Here is a 13,328-nt window from a genome sequence, read left to right as displayed (position 1 = left end):
GGGCCCCAGACAGGAGAGAGTGCCATGCGACTCAATGCCGACTTCCACCAGCGGGTGGTGGTCACCCCCGAGGACTACCGCTGGGTCGACTCGCCCATGGCGGGGGTCGAGCGGATGATGCTCGACCGCATCGGCGAGGAGGTGGCACGGGCCACCTCCCTGGTGCGCTATGCGCCCAACAGCACCTTCCCGCCCCATGAGCATGGCGGCGGCGAGGAGATCCTGGTGCTGGAGGGGGAGTTTGCCGACGAGCACGGCCGCTACCCGGCGGGCAGCTACCTGCGCAACCCCATCGGCACCGCCCATGCCCCCCGGGTGGGGGAGCAGGGCGCCACCCTCTTCGTCAAGCTGCACCAGTTCTCGTCCCAGGATACCGAGCAGAAGGTGATCGATACCCGTTCGGCCGAGTGGCAGCCGGGGCTGGTGGAGGGGCTCGAGGTGCTGCCCCTGCATGACTTCGAGGGCGAGCACGTGGCGCTGGTGCACTGGGCGCCCAACACCCGCTTCCAGCCCCACGCCCACTGGGGCGGCGAGGAGATCCTGGTGCTGGAGGGCGTCTTCCACGACGAGCACGGGGCCTATCCCGCCGGCAGCTGGCTGCGCAGCCCCCACCGCAGCCAGCACGCGCCCTTCACGGGCGAGGAGGGGGCGCTGATCTACGTGAAGGTGGGCCACCTGCTGCCCGACTGACGGGTCTGGTTACCGCCGCTGACAAATCGCTACCGGTCGCGATTGTCCGTTTCGCCGTCGCTGTGCTACCTCTATAGGCGGTATGTCGAGAAACGGCATCGCGCCGTCGGGTAATGGACAAGGAGAGGTCGAATGGGAATCGAGGTAGGAGGCCTGCTGGGCCTGATCTGGCTGATCATCGTGATCTGGGCCATCGTCAAGGTGGCCAAGAGTTCGGCCGGTGGCCTGGCCAAGCTGCTGTGGATCCTGGTGCTGCTGTTCTTCCCGCTGCTGGGGCTGATCGTCTGGCTGTTGCTGGGGCCCAAGGGATAGCGCCCGGAGCGCCCGGCTACCCGGGCCAGCTACGCATCGGGCCGCCTTCGGGCGGCCCGATGCTATTCGGGGTCGGGAAGGTCCCGGGGCTCGCCCCGGTCGCACTTGACGCAGCCGAGAAGCAGGCCGAGCCGTGAACGCCGCCTGGCCGCGCTGAGCACCCAGGGGCGCTCGGTCCAGGGCGGCTGGTGGCGCAGGTGCTGGCAGTGGCCGCAGGCCAGCTCGGCCACCCAGTGACCCTCCTCGTCGAGGTGGTAGCCGACGATGGGCTGCTTCAAGGGGGCGCCGACTATTTCCGGCTCGGTGGCGCCTTGTAGTGCCCCGGCACTCTCACGCGCTCACCGTTGGGCAGCCGGCGGACATGGGTCGGCACATAGACCCGGGTGATGATGCTCTTCTCCATGGATGGTGCTCCCTCCTCGATGAAGGCTCCGCCGTCGGTTGCGGGGAGTCTTCAGTCTGTGCCGACCCGCCGGACCCTGGCAATACTCCCTCCGGGATAGGTGTGCCCGCTCCCTCCTGCCCGGGAGCGGGGGGGAGACGCCCGAGCCTCAGTGGTAGCGGCTCGCCAGGCGCGAGAAGCGCACCGGCGGGCTGTACTTCTCGCCATCGGGCGCGCACTCGGGGGCGGGGCGCACCCGCCAGCCACGGGAACTGGCCCACTCCTTGAGCTCCCGGTAGTTGAGCAGCGGATGGTCCCTCGTGTAGGGGTTGGGCGCCGGAGAGGGGAAGGCGAAGGCCACATGGAGATAGTGGGCCAGCGCGTCTTCGCTGTCGTGGGCGCTCAGCGCCCGGTCCAGGGCGGACTGCCACGCCCGGGAGTCACCACGTGCCACGGCTTGGGTTGCCTGCATCGGATTGTCCTCCGTTGTTTTACCTGTTGCCGGCCATGAAAAACGCCCCGCCCGGCAGGGCCGGACAGGGCGTCATCATCTGGGGTGGTGGCAGGCCGGTGGACGCGGACGCGCCGCTCTCACGGGTCGCGATGGGCATCTCCATCATGACGAGGCCTCCCTCCATCCTTGCCGGGGCGGAGTGCCCCGGCCTTGCGTCTTCGGGATCAGTCCCAGCTCAGCGCACCGCCCACCTGGTACTCGGTGACGCGGGTCTCGAAGAAGTTCTTCTCCTTGCGCAGGTCGATGATCTCGCTCATCCACGGGAAGGGGTTCTGCGCGCCGGGGAACTGCTCCTTGAGGCCGATCTGCGCCAGGCGGCGGTTGCAGATGAAGTGCAGGTACTCCTCCATGATCGCCGCGTTCATGCCCAGCACGCCGCGGGGCATGGTGTCCCGGGCGTAGGCGATCTCGAGCTCGGTACCCTCGAGGATCATCTGGGTCACCTCGTCCTGGAACTCGGGGGTCCAGAGGTGCGGGTTCTCGATCTTGATCTGGTTGATCATGTCCACGCCGAAGTTCAGGTGCATGGACTCGTCGCGCAGGATGTACTGGAACTGCTCGGCCACGCCGGTCATCTTGTTGCGCCGCCCCATGGAGAGGATCTGGCTGAAGCCGCAGTAGAAGAAGATGCCCTCGGTGACGCAGTAGAAGGCCACCAGGTTGCGCAGCAGCTCCTGGTCGGTCTCCGGGGTGCCGGTCTGGAAGTCCGGGCGCGCCAGGGACTGGGTGTGCTTGAGGCTCCAGGCGGACTTGGCGGCCACCGAGGGCACCTCGCGGTACATGTTGAAGACCGCGCCCTCGTCCATGCTCAGCGACTCCACGCAGTACTGGTAGGCGTGGGTGTGGATCGCCTCCTCGAAGGCCTGGCGCAGCAGGTACTGGCGGCACTCGGGGTTGGTGATCAGCCGATAGAGGGCCAGCACCAGGTTGTTGGCCACCAGCGAATCCGCGGTGGAGAAGTAGCCGAGGCTGCGTTCGACGATGCGCCGCTCGTCCGCGGTCAGGCCGTCCTGGCTCTTCCACAGGGCGATGTCGGCGTTCATGTTCACTTCCTGGGGCATCCAGTGATTGGCGCTGCCGTCCAGGTACTTCTGCCAGGCCCACTCGTACTTGAAGGGCACCAGCTGGTTGAGGTCGGCGCGGGCATTGATCATCTGCTTGTCGTCGACCTGGATGCGGGCCGCGCCCATCTCCAGCTCCTCGAGGCCGGCGGCCACGTCGAGCTCCTCCAGAGACTTGCGGGCCCTGGCCAGGCGGTCGCCCTCGGCTATCTGATAGCTGCCGCGGCTCTCGGCAACGGTCTCGCGCTGCGGGGCCGCCGGCTGCGGCTCGGCCGCCGGGGTCGGTGCCGCTTGGGCCTGCGGCGGTTCGGCAACGGCGCTGTCGTCCTCGTGGAATTCGTCCCAGTTCAGCATCTGTCTCTCTCCCGGTCAGGTTCCGGCTACATTCGGTGTTGGCGGAGAGGGAGGCTGGCGCCCTCCCTCTTGCCTGGCGCTTATTGGCAGGCTTCGCAGCCCAGGTCGTCGATATCGGCGGCACTCGGGGCGCGGGAGCCGCTGCCCGCCTTGCCGGCCAGGAAGTCCTCGACGCCGCGGGGCTCTCTTGCACCCCCCGCTGAGGGCTCTCTTGCCCCTCCCGCTGAGGCCTCGCTCGCCGGTGTCGCGGATGGTGCCGGTGTCGCGGATGGTGCCGGTGCCGCGGAGGGGGCCTGGTTGCTCACCGCGTTGAGGTTGCCGCGCTCGACGGTGGACTTCTCCACCGAGGTGGCGCCCAGGGCACGCAGGTAGTAGGTGGTCTTTAGGCCGCGGAACCAGGCCATGCGGTAGGTCACGTCGAGCTTCTTGCCGGAGACGCCCTTGATGTAGAGGTTCAGCGACTGGGCCTGGTCGATCCACTTCTGGCGGCGCGCGGCGGCCTCCACCAGCCACTTCGGCTCCACCTCGAAGGCGGTGGCGTACTTGGCCTTGAGGTCGGCAGGCACGCGCTCGATGGGCTGCACCGAGCCGTCGTAGTACTTGAGGTCGTTGATCATCACCTCGTCCCACAGGCCGCGGGCCTTCAGGTCGTGCACCAGCCAGGCGTTGACCACGGTGAACTCGCCGGAGAGGTTCGATTTCACGTAGAGGTTCTGGTAGGTGGGCTCGATGGACTGGGTCACGCCGCAGATGTTGGAGATGGTCGCGGTCGGGGCGATGGCCATCACGTTGGAGTTGCGCATCCCCTGCTCGGCGATCTTGTCGCGCAGGCGGCCCCAGTCCTGGGTGGTGCTCTCGTCGAGCTCGATGTACTTCTCGCCGCGCTCCTGCTTGAGCTTGCCGATGGAGTCGATGGGCAGGATGCCCTGGCTCCACAGCGACCCCTCGAAGCTCTCGTAGCGGCCACGCTCGGTGGCGAGGTCGCTGGAGGCCTCGATGGCGTGGTAGCTCACCAGTTCCATGGAGCGGTCGGCGAACGCCACGGCTCCGTCACTGGCGTAGGCGATGTCCTGGGCGTAGAGGGCGTCCTGGAAGCCCATGATGCCGAGCCCCACCGGGCGGTGCCGGAAGTTGGAGCGCGACGCCTGGGGCACCGCGTAGTAGTTGATGTCGATGACGTTGTCGAGCATACGCACGGCGGTGCGCACGGTCCGCTTCAGCTTCTCCCCGTCGAGCTCGCCGTCCACCACGTGCTGGGCCAGGTTCACCGAGCCCAGGTTGCACACCGCGATCTCGTCGGCGGAGGTGTTCAGGGTGATCTCGGTGCACAGGTTGGAGGAGTGCACCACGCCGGCATGCTGCTGGGGGCTTCTCAGGTTGCACGGGTCCTTGAAGGTGATCCAGGGGTGGCCGGTCTCGAACAGCATCGAGAGCATCCGCCGCCACAGGTCCTTGGCGCGGACGCGCTTGAACAGCTTGAGCTGGCCCGAACGGGTCATCGCCTCGTACTCCTCGTAGCGCGCCTCGAAGGCGGCCCCGTAGAGGTCGTGGAGGTCCGGGCAGGTGGACGGCGAGAAGAGCGTCCACTCCTTGTCGTCGAAGACCCGCTTCATGAACAGGTCCGGCACCCAGTTGGCGGTGTTCATGTCGTGGGTGCGGCGGCGGTCGTCACCGGTGTTCTTGCGCAGCTCCAGGAACTCCTCGATGTCCAGGTGCCAGGTCTCCAGGTAGGCGCAGACGGCCCCCTTGCGCTTGCCGCCCTGGTTTACCGCGACCGCGGTGTCATTGACCACCTTGAGGAAGGGCACCACGCCCTGGCTCTTGCCGTTGGTCCCCTTGATCCAGGAGCCCAGGGCGCGCACCGGCGTCCAGTCGTTGCCGAGGCCGCCGGCCCACTTGGAGAGCAGCGCGTTGTCGCGGATGGCGCTGTAGATGCCGTCGAGCTCGTCGGGCACGGTGGTGAGATAACACGAGGAGAGCTGGCTGCGTACCGTGCCCGCATTGAACAGGGTCGGGGTGGAGGCCATGTAGTCGAAGCTGGAGAGCAGCTCGTAGAACTCGATGGCCCGCGCCTCGCGATCGTCCTCGTTGAGCGCCAGGCCCATGGCCACGCGCATGAACATCACCTGGGGCAGCTCGTAGCGCACGTCATCGCGGTGGATGAAGTAGCGGTCATAGAGCGTCTGCAGGCCCAGGTAGGTGAAGGCGTTGTCGCGGGTATGGTCGAGGGCCTCGCCCAGGCGCTCCAGGTCGAACTCGGCCAGCCGCGGGTCGAGCTGCTCGAACTCGATGCCGCGTGCGATGTAGGCCTGGAAGGCGGGCTTGTAGAGCTCGGCCATCTCCTGGTAGGTCGCCTCATCGGCGATCCCCAGGAAGGCCAGCGCCTCGCGGCGCAGGTTGTCCTGCAGCAGGCGGGCGGTGACGTAGGTGTAGTCGGGGTCCTTCTCCACCAGGGTGCGGGCGGTCATCATCAGCGCCTGGGAGACGCCGTCGACGGTGACGCCGTCGTAGAGATTCTTGAGCGACTCCTCGACGATCCGCCCGGGCTCGACGCTGGCGAGTCCCTCGCAGGCGTCATGCACCAGGGTCTCGACCCGCCCAAGGTCCAGCGGGCGGGTGGTGCCGTCGGCCAGGGTCACGCTGAGGGTGGGGTGGGGCCTGGCGATGTCGCCCCCGGCGGCGGCGCGCGCCCGGGCGTGCTCCTCGCGATAGAGCACGTAGGCGCGGGCCACCTTCTGCTCGCCCGCACGCATCAGGGCCAGCTCCACCTGATCCTGGATGTCCTCGATGTGCAGGGTGCCGCCGTCGGGCATGCGGCGCAGGAAGGCCTGGGCGATGGCCTCGCTGGCGTCGCGCACGAAGTCGCGGACCCGGGAGGAGGCGGAGGCGTTGTCACCCTCCACGGCGATGAAGGCCTTGCGCATGGCCACGGCGATCTTGCCGGCGTCGAAGGGCACCACGTCGCCGGTGCGCTTGATGACGCGAAGGGTGCGGGGTGCGGTGACGGAAACGGACGACTCGTCCGGAGTAGCGGTGGTATCCATGGCGCCGGGGGTCCCTGTCTGGTGAGCGAAGCGGGTGATGACGGTGGCGGTTGACAGCAATGGCTTCGTTGGCTAGGGCACAGCATATGGTGCCCGTGGCCGCGTCGGACACAAGATAGTGTGCTTTTTCGGCTCCATCAAGTGGATAACCTGTGGATGGGCTGTGGCCTTCCTGGGGTCTTTCCGGCACCGTACGGCGGGCCCGGCAGGCGGCGTGATGTCGCCGATCGGCAACAGGCAGGCGCATCCCGGGATTTCGGGTATCCTTTAGCCATTGGCGGTAAGACTCCCGCGCGGGAGCCACCGCCTCCCCGATCACCTGCCAGCCAGGATGGAACAGAGGATGGACGACACCTTGGAACCCCGGGAACAGGATCATGTGCTGATCATCGAGGATGACGAGCGACTGGCCGACCTGACCCGTGACTACCTGGAAGCCAACGGCTTTCGCGTCACCCTGGAGGCCGATGGCGCCCGCGGCGTCGAGCGTATCCTGGCGCTGCAGCCGGATCTGGTGATCCTCGACCTGATGTTGCCGGGCGAGGATGGCCTGTCGATCTGCCGGCGGGTGCGCAGCGACTACCCGGGCCCGATCCTGATGCTCACCGCCCGGACCGACGACATGGACCAGGTGCTGGGGCTGGAGATGGGCGCCGATGACTACGTGCCGAAGCCGGTGCAGCCGCGGGTGCTGCTGGCACGCATGCGCGCCCTGCTGCGTCGCGCCGAGAGCAGCGAGGCGACCGGCGAGACGCGCCTCGTCTTCGGTAACCTCGAGATCGACAGCGCGACCCGCGAGGCGTGGCTGGAAGGGGGGCGCATCGACCTGACCAGCGCCGAGTTCGACCTGCTGTGGCTGCTGGCCAGCAACGCCGGCCGGGTGCTGACCCGGGAGGAGATCTTCTCCCAGCTGCGCGGCATCCGCTACGACGGCCAGGACCGCTCCATCGACGTGCGGGTCTCACGCATTCGTCCCAAGATCGGCGATGACCCCAACCAGCCGCACCGCATCAAGACGGTACGCAGCAAGGGCTATCTCTTCGTCAGGGAGAGCTGATCCATGCGGCGGGCCCTGGCCGACAGCACCTTCCTGCGTGTCTATGTGCTGCTGGCGCTGGCGCTGCTGCTGACCTTCGGCCTGGCCCTGCTGGGGCTGGCCATGGTCGACCAGGTGCGCCGCGAGCACCATCGCGAGCAGCTCGCCGAGGCGCCCATGCGCCTGCTTGCCGAGCGGCTCGCGACCCTGCCGCCCGAGGCCCACGGCGACTGGCTGGCCTCCCAGGCCCGGCGGCTGGACATGACCCCTACGGTGCTGCCCGTCGAGGCCGTCTCCCTCAACTACTTCGCCCGCGCCCGCCTGGAGCGCGACCGCGTGCTGGTGCACTCGCGCGGCGAGCAGGGCTGGCGGCTGCAGTACCTGCTGGCCGGCGGCGAACGCCTGCTGCAGGTGGACCTGGCGAGCCTCAGCGAGCACCAGCTGCGCGGGCTCACCGAGCTGCTCGGCGAGTGGCTCGCCGAGGTGCCCGTCGACGAGCGCCATGCCCGCCTCGAGCGGGTGTCCCGCGGCAGCATTCCGGTGAGCCTGAGCGATGCGGCGCCCTCGGGGCTGGATGCCTATCAGCTCAACCGGCTGGCCGACGGCGAGGTGGTGATCCGCCTGCTGCCGGGCCGCTGGTCCATGGCGATGTATCTGGCACTGCCCCAGGAGGCGGGGTCGGCCACCTGGCTGGCCATTGGCCCGGTGGAGGCCTTCGAGCCGATGCCCGGCTCGCTGCAGCTGCTGCTGGTGGTGATCCTGCTCGCCGTGCTGGGGGCGACCATCTACCTGATCGTGCGCGGCGTGGAGGCGCGCATGGCCCGCCTGGAGCTGGCGGCCACGCGCATCGCGGCGGGGCGTCTGGACACCCGGGTCAAGGTCGAGAGCGGGGACTTCCTGGGCCGGCTGGGCATGGCCTTCAACGGCATGGCGACCCAGGTGCAGTCGCTGCTGCGCGCCCAGCAGGACATGATCCGTGCGGTCTCCCATGAGCTGCGCACGCCGGTGGCGCGCATCCGCTTCGCCGTGCAGATGGTCGAGGACATGACCGACGACCCGGCGATCCGTCGCCAGCTGCAGGGTATCGACGGCGACATCGAGGAGCTCGATGGCCTGATCGACGAGATCCTCACCTACGCCCGCCTGGGCAGCGATGCGGTCAACGGCCGCGAGATGGAGGCCAGCCTGGTGGATGGCCGCGCCATGGCGGAACGGGTGATCGAGGCGCTGAGTCCGCTGCATGGCCACCTGGCCATCGCCCTGGCCGAGGGGCCCGAGGTCGAGGCCATGGCCGAGCCTCGTTACCTGCAGCGTGCCCTCCAGAACCTGGTGGCCAATGCCTGCCGCCACGCCCGTTCCCGGGTCATTATCCGCCTGCATGCCGAGCCGCGGCTGGTGCGCATCGACGTGGAGGACGACGGCCCCGGGGTGCCGGCCGGCGAGCGGCTGGCGATCTTCAAGCCCTTCGCCCGGCTCGACGACAGCCGCACCCGCAGCTCGGGGGGCTACGGCCTGGGGCTCTCCATCGTCCAGAAGGTCATGGCCTGGCACGGCGGCAGCGTGGCGGTGGACGAGAGCCCCGAGCTCGGCGGGGCGCGCTTCACCCTGCTGCTGCCCCAGCGCCTCGGCCAGGGCCCCGGGGAGGGGCCGGGCCCTACGCCGGCCTGACCCCCTCCAGCACCGCGAAGGAGGTCTCCCGGGCGGTGCGCAGGAAGTCCTCCATCCACGGCGCCTGTCGGGTCTCCTCGCGGATCGCCGCGAACAGCGTGCTCCACACCCCCTTCTCGCCCAGCGCCACTGCCTTGACGTAGTCACGCTCCAGGTATTCGGTGAGCGCCCAGTTGGGCAGCGCACAGACTCCCCGTCCGCTGGCCACCAGCTGCATCATCATGATGGTCAGCTCGGCGGTGCGTATCTCCCTGGGGCGCACTCCGGCCGGCTCGAGGAACTGGGTGAAGACATCCAGCCGCGAGTGCTCCACCGGATAGGTGATCAGTGTCTCGTCGGCCAGCTCCTCCGGGGTGACGAACGCCTGGCCTGCCAGGCGGTGCTGGCGCGCCACGGCCAGCAGCCCCTCGTAGCGGAACAGCGGCTCGTAGTGGATGCCCGGCAGCGGCTGGGGGTCGGCGGTGATCACCAGGTCGAGCTGTTCGCGGGCCAGGGCCGGTAGCGGGTCGAAGTGGTGGCCGCCGGGGATATCGATCTCCACCTCCGGCCAGTGGTCGCGGAAGTGGTCGATGGTCGGCATCAGCCACTGGAAGCAGCTGTGGCACTCGATGGCCATGTGCAGCCGCCCCTGCTCGTTGCCGGCCAGCCTGGCCAGGTCGCGCTCCGCCATGCGCACCAGCGGCAGCACCTGCTCGGCCAGGGTCAGCAGGCGCTGGCCGGCGCGGGTGAACTCCACCGGCCGGGTCTTGCGCACGAACAGAGGGTTGCCCAGCCGCTCCTCAAGGTCCTTGATCTGGTGGGAGAGGGCGGACTGGGTCAGGTGCACGCGCTCGGCGGCCTCCACCAGGGAACCGGCGTCGCGCAGGGCGACCAGGGTGCGGAGATGGCGAAGTTCCAGCATCTGTGTGAGCCACTTTCATCTTGAAGATTAGGAAGTTTAGTTTGATTCACAACGCGGGGCCAGCCAGACTTCGTCGAATCATTCATGTCGAAAGGGTTTCATCATGACTATCGCTCATGTTTCCGGCTATCCCCGCATCGGGGCGAATCGCGAGCTGAAGCGGGCGACCGAGGCCTACTGGAGGGGCGAGCTCGACCGTGAGGGGCTGGAGCGGGTGGGGCGCGAACTGCGTGCCCGCCACTGGGCGGCCCAGCGCGAGGCGGGGCTCGATCTGGTGACGGTGGGCGACTTCGCCTTCTACGACCAGGTGCTGGACCTCTCGGTGATGCTGGGGGCCGTCCCCGCGCGCTTCGCGGCCGATGCCGAGCTGGCCGCCGGCGAGGTGGACCTGGACACCGCCTTCCGCATGGCCCGGGGCCGGGCGCCCCGCGGCGAGCCCGCCGCGGCCTGCGAGATGACCAAGTTCTTCGATACCAACTACCACTACCTGGTGCCGGAACTCCACGCCGGTCAGGCCTTCCGGCTGGCCAGCTCGCGCCTCTTCGATCAGGTCGACGAGGCCCTGGCCGCGGGCCACCCGGTCAAGGTGACCCTGCTCGGCCCGCTGACCTGGCTGTGGCTGGGCAAGGAGAAGGGCCGCGAGGCGTTCGACCGCCTGTCGCTGCTGGAGGCCCTGCTGCCGGTCTACGGCGAGATCCTTGCCCGCCTGGCCGAGCGGGGCGTGGAGTGGGTGCAGCTCGACGAGCCGGCCCTGGTGCAGGACCTGCCGCGGGCCTGGCAGCAGGCCTTCGAGGCCGCCTACAGCGTGCTCGGCCGGGCGCCGGTGAAGCTGCTGCTGGGCAGCTACTTCGGCGGCCTGGGCGACAACCTCGGCCTCGCCGTGAACCTGCCGGTGGCGGGCCTGCATGTCGATCTGGTGCGTGACCCGGCACAGCTCGAGGCCGTGCTGGATCGGCTGCCCGCCTACAAGGTGCTCTCGCTGGGGGCCATCGACGGGCGCAACGTCTGGCGGGCCGACCTGGCGCTGCTCCGGGAGCGGCTCGCCCAGGCGCGCATGCGGCTCGGCAGGCGGCTATGGGTCGCCCCCTCCTGCTCGCTGCTGCACGTGCCGGTGGACCTCGAGCGCGAGACCGGGCTGGACCCCGAGCTCGCCAGCTGGCTGGCCTTCGCCCGCCAGAAGCTCGACGAGGTGGCCACCCTGGCGCGCCTGCTCGACGGCCGCGCCACCGAGGCCGACCGCCAGCGCCTGGAGGCCGCCACCCTGGCCCTGCAGAGCCGCCGCGACTCGCCGCGACTCCACCGTTCCGCGGTGGCCGACCGTCTGGCAGGCGTCGAGCCGGCGGATCATGAGCGCGCGAGCCCCTATCCGCAGCGCGCCCTGGCCCAGCGGCGTTCGCTCGGGCTGCCGCTGTTCCCCACCACCACCATCGGCTCCTTCCCCCAGACCGACGAGATCCGCGCCGCCCGTCGCGCCGTCAAGGCCGGCGAGCTCTCCCGGGAGGCCTACGAGGCCCGCATGCGCGAGGAGATCGCCCATGCCGTGGCCCGCCAGGAGGCGCTGGGCCTCGACATGCCGGTGCACGGCGAGCCCGAGCGCAACGACATGGTGGAGTACTTCGGCGAGCAGCTGGAGGGCTATGTCTTCACCTGCAGCGGCTGGGTGCAGAGCTACGGCACGCGCTGCGTGAAGCCGCCGGTGATCGTCGGTGACGTCAGCCGCCCGGGCCCCATGACGGTGCGCTGGAGCCGCTATGCCCAGTCGCTCACCGACCGGCCGATGAAGGGCATGCTCACCGGGCCGGTGACCATGCTGCAGTGGTCCTTCGTGCGCGACGACCAGCCCCGGGAGACCACCTGCCGGCAGATTGCCCTGGCGCTGCGCGACGAGGTCCTCGACCTCGAGGCGGCCGGCATCCGCGCCATCCAGATCGACGAGCCCGCCCTGCGCGAGGGGCTGCCCCTGCGTCAGGGGGAGTGGCAGGGCTACCTCGACTGGGCGGTGGCATGCTTCCGGCTCACGGCGGCCGGGGTCCGGGACGAGACCCAGATCCATACCCATATGTGCTATTCGGAATTCAACGACATCATCGCCGCCATCGCGGCGCTGGACGCCGACGTCATCACCATCGAGACGTCGCGCTCCGACATGGAGCTGCTCGATGCCTTCCAGGACTTCGCCTATCCCAACGAGATCGGCCCCGGGGTCTACGACATCCACTCGCCCAATATCCCCGAGGTCGACTGGATGGTGGCGCTGATGGAGAAGGCCGCCGAGCGCATCCCGGTGGAGCGGCTCTGGGTCAATCCCGACTGCGGGCTGAAGACCCGTGGCTGGGAGGAGGTGGAGCCGGCCCTGGCCAACATGGTCGCCGCGGCGGAGCGGCTGCGACGGCGCCACGGCTGACGGGGGCGAGGGCCGGGGGAGGGCAGCGTTGAGCCAGCGGGAGCGGCCGGCGACCGTGGCGGCTGCTATGCTCGGCGGATCACGGAATCACTATCCTCGCAAGGAGATGCCATGTCCCGCCTGCTCGCCCCCTCCGCCCTCGGCCTGGCCCTGCTGCTCGGCGGCTGTGCCACCGCCACCTCGCCGGCGCCGATCACCCCGGGAGGCCAGGCGCCGCTGCTCCCCTCGGTGCTCTTCCCCGGCGACGCCGAGAGCTTCACCGCCTGGCGCTGCATGCCCGACCAGTCGCTGGTCACCGCCGACCCGAAGGGGCCGGAGGGTGAGCTGAGACTCTGGTCGGCGCACGGTGCCTGGCGGCTCCAGCCGGCGGTGGTGGCGAGCGGTGCCCGCTACGAGGGCGGCCAGGTCAGCTTCTGGAACAAGGGGGATGCGGCCATCGTGGAGACGCCCCGGGGAAGGCTCGAGTGTCAGGCCTACATGCAGCGCCAGGCGCTGACCCGTCAGCAGCGTCCCGGGGTGATGTTCCAGGCACGCGGCAACGAGCCGGGCTGGATGGTGCACCTGGCCAATGACCGCCCCGAGGCGACCCTGACCCTGGACTACGGCACTCGGGAGCAGACGCTGCCCTATCGGGTCACCACCCTGGACAACGGCGCCGGGCGGGTGATCCTGGCCAGCGGCCGCGGCGACACCCCCTTCGAGCTGCGCATCGAGGCCGGCGCCTGCCTGGACGACATGAGCGGCGAGCCCTTCCCGGCGCGGGTGACCCTGAGTGTCGAGGGGGAGCAGTATCGGGGCTGCGGCCAGGGCATCGCCCCCTGAAGCACCATGGGCGCTGCTGCGCTCCGCAGCTCGCGCGCGGGCGGTGCCGGTGCGCCGGCCCGGTCGTATCCTCATTGAGCACACAGTCAACTCCGGAAACTGCGCTCCGGCCGCACGCGACCCGTGTTCGCTCGCGACGC

Annotated in this window: 11 protein-coding genes; 6 read left to right on the top strand and 5 right to left on the bottom strand. The window is 69.3% G+C overall.

Annotated elements, in window-relative coordinates; genetic code table 11:
• The first annotated feature begins 24 nt into the window (after positions 1 to 24).
• Both NFC98_RS15715 and NFC98_RS15710 read left to right on the top strand, forming a co-directional pair.
• Positions 25 to 690 carry a cupin domain-containing protein gene (locus NFC98_RS15715; protein WP_254275848.1) on the top strand — a complete coding sequence of 222 codons (666 nt, stop codon included), beginning with the start codon at positions 25 to 27 and terminating at the stop codon, positions 688 to 690.
• Between the two features lie 132 nt (positions 691 to 822).
• Positions 823 to 1,002: a PLDc N-terminal domain-containing protein gene (locus NFC98_RS15710; protein WP_254275847.1), complete on the top strand. Its 180-nt coding sequence runs from the start codon at positions 823 to 825 to the stop codon at positions 1,000 to 1,002.
• Positions 1,003 to 1,064: 62 nt separating this feature from the next.
• Here the strand turns inward: NFC98_RS15710 and NFC98_RS15705 are convergent, their stop codons facing one another.
• From NFC98_RS15705 to NFC98_RS15690, 4 genes are all read right to left on the bottom strand, one after another.
• A complete protein-coding gene (locus NFC98_RS15705) occupies positions 1,065 to 1,280 on the bottom strand; it encodes a DUF3565 domain-containing protein (RefSeq protein ID WP_254275846.1) in 216 nt (71 codons plus the stop codon).
• A gap of 273 nt (positions 1,281 to 1,553) precedes the next feature.
• Positions 1,554 to 1,856 (bottom strand): hypothetical protein, encoded by a 303-nt coding sequence (locus tag NFC98_RS15700; RefSeq protein ID WP_254275845.1) that lies wholly within the window; start codon positions 1,854 to 1,856, stop codon positions 1,554 to 1,556.
• Positions 1,857 to 2,062: 206 nt separating this feature from the next.
• Positions 2,063 to 3,313, bottom strand: coding sequence for a ribonucleotide-diphosphate reductase subunit beta (locus NFC98_RS15695; RefSeq protein WP_254275844.1), 1,251 nt, complete (start codon positions 3,311 to 3,313; stop codon positions 2,063 to 2,065).
• Between the two features lie 80 nt (positions 3,314 to 3,393).
• Positions 3,394 to 6,357, bottom strand: coding sequence for a ribonucleoside-diphosphate reductase subunit alpha (locus NFC98_RS15690; protein ID WP_254275843.1), 2,964 nt, complete (start codon positions 6,355 to 6,357; stop codon positions 3,394 to 3,396).
• 343 nt (positions 6,358 to 6,700) lie between these two features.
• On the opposite strand from NFC98_RS15690, the gene NFC98_RS15685 reads away from it, so the two are divergent.
• Both NFC98_RS15685 and NFC98_RS15680 read left to right on the top strand, forming a co-directional pair.
• Positions 6,701 to 7,414, top strand: coding sequence for a winged helix-turn-helix domain-containing protein (locus NFC98_RS15685; protein WP_254275842.1), 714 nt, complete (start codon positions 6,701 to 6,703; stop codon positions 7,412 to 7,414).
• Between the two features lie 3 nt (positions 7,415 to 7,417).
• Positions 7,418 to 9,061 carry an ATP-binding protein gene (locus NFC98_RS15680; RefSeq protein WP_254275841.1) on the top strand — a complete coding sequence of 548 codons (1,644 nt, stop codon included), beginning with the start codon at positions 7,418 to 7,420 and terminating at the stop codon, positions 9,059 to 9,061.
• Here the strand turns inward: NFC98_RS15680 and NFC98_RS15675 are convergent.
• On the bottom strand, positions 9,048 to 9,962 hold the full coding sequence (locus NFC98_RS15675) for a LysR family transcriptional regulator (RefSeq protein WP_183332054.1): 915 nt from the start codon (positions 9,960 to 9,962) through the stop codon (positions 9,048 to 9,050). The genes NFC98_RS15680 and NFC98_RS15675 overlap by 14 nt on opposite strands.
• A 103-nt stretch (positions 9,963 to 10,065) precedes the next feature.
• Between NFC98_RS15675 and metE the strand changes: the two genes are divergently transcribed.
• A complete protein-coding gene (metE, locus tag NFC98_RS15670; protein WP_254275840.1) occupies positions 10,066 to 12,366 on the top strand; it encodes a 5-methyltetrahydropteroyltriglutamate--homocysteine S-methyltransferase in 2,301 nt (766 codons plus the stop codon).
• A gap of 111 nt (positions 12,367 to 12,477) precedes the next feature.
• Positions 12,478 to 13,188 (top strand): COG3650 family protein, encoded by a 711-nt coding sequence (locus NFC98_RS15665; protein ID WP_254275839.1) that lies wholly within the window; start codon positions 12,478 to 12,480, stop codon positions 13,186 to 13,188.
• The last annotated feature ends 140 nt before the right edge of the window (positions 13,189 to 13,328 follow it).

The sequence above is a fragment of the Halomonas sp. 3H genome (assembly GCF_024206005.1).
GTDB lineage: Bacteria > Pseudomonadota > Gammaproteobacteria > Pseudomonadales > Halomonadaceae > Halomonas > Halomonas campaniensis.
Note: the sequence above shows the minus strand (reverse complement) of the source record. Positions and strands in the feature narration are given on the sequence as shown.

What these genes read in the sequence shown, in the direction of transcription:
- NFC98_RS15700 (WP_254275845.1), bottom strand. Translation starts at nt 1,856, where the DNA reads ATGCAGGCAACCCAAGCCGTGGCACGTGGTGACTCCCGGGCGTGGCAG.
- NFC98_RS15690 (WP_254275843.1), bottom strand. Translation starts at nt 6,357, where the DNA reads ATGGATACCACCGCTACTCCGGACGAGTCGTCCGTTTCCGTCACCGCA.
- NFC98_RS15695 (WP_254275844.1), bottom strand. Translation starts at nt 3,313, where the DNA reads ATGCTGAACTGGGACGAATTCCACGAGGACGACAGCGCCGTTGCCGAA.
- NFC98_RS15680 (WP_254275841.1), top strand. Translation starts at nt 7,418, where the DNA reads ATGCGGCGGGCCCTGGCCGACAGCACCTTCCTGCGTGTCTATGTGCTG.
- NFC98_RS15675 (WP_183332054.1), bottom strand. Translation starts at nt 9,962, where the DNA reads ATGCTGGAACTTCGCCATCTCCGCACCCTGGTCGCCCTGCGCGACGCC.
- NFC98_RS15715 (WP_254275848.1), top strand. Translation starts at nt 25, where the DNA reads ATGCGACTCAATGCCGACTTCCACCAGCGGGTGGTGGTCACCCCCGAG.
- NFC98_RS15665 (WP_254275839.1), top strand. Translation starts at nt 12,478, where the DNA reads ATGTCCCGCCTGCTCGCCCCCTCCGCCCTCGGCCTGGCCCTGCTGCTC.
- metE (WP_254275840.1), top strand. Translation starts at nt 10,066, where the DNA reads ATGACTATCGCTCATGTTTCCGGCTATCCCCGCATCGGGGCGAATCGC.
- NFC98_RS15685 (WP_254275842.1), top strand. Translation starts at nt 6,701, where the DNA reads ATGGACGACACCTTGGAACCCCGGGAACAGGATCATGTGCTGATCATC.
- NFC98_RS15710 (WP_254275847.1), top strand. Translation starts at nt 823, where the DNA reads ATGGGAATCGAGGTAGGAGGCCTGCTGGGCCTGATCTGGCTGATCATC.